Annotated in this window: 1 protein-coding gene; it reads right to left on the bottom strand. The window is 60.6% G+C overall.

Features of this window, described 5'->3' with window-relative positions; genetic code table 11:
- Nucleotides 1-102 precede the first annotated feature (102 nt).
- Nucleotides 103-383: transposase (locus IRZ77_RS27445; RefSeq protein WP_196174640.1), on the bottom strand; the 281-nt coding region annotated here is incomplete at its 5' end.

Here is a 383-nt window from a genome sequence, read left to right as displayed (position 1 = left end):
GCTGGCGTGATCCCTGTGGGAGCGGGCTTGCCCGCGAACACGGGCGAAGCCCGTGCCATCCATCGCGGTGTCTTCTTCGCGGGTAACCCGCTCCCACAGGGATCACGCTGTGATCTGCGCCATGTTTTCAGGCTGCGGTAAGTCATCCCGCCACGGCGTGCCCGTTCTGAGCATTGCGTTGAGGCGCACGATGAAGGTTCTCATGCAGGCTACAAGCGCAACCTTGGCAAGTTTCCCTCGCCCACGCAGCACCTCATATCGGGCTTTGAGCGTTGGATTATGTTTCACCGCCACCAGGCACGCCATGTACAGCGCACGCCTGACCTCAAATCGGCCTCCTGAGATAAAGCGCTTGCCCACGGACTTTCCGCTGTCGTGATTGA

Source organism: Pseudomonas pudica (assembly GCF_015680405.1).
Lineage (GTDB): Bacteria > Pseudomonadota > Gammaproteobacteria > Pseudomonadales > Pseudomonadaceae > Aquipseudomonas > Aquipseudomonas pudica.
Note: the sequence above shows the minus strand (reverse complement) of the source record. Positions and strands in the feature narration are given on the sequence as shown.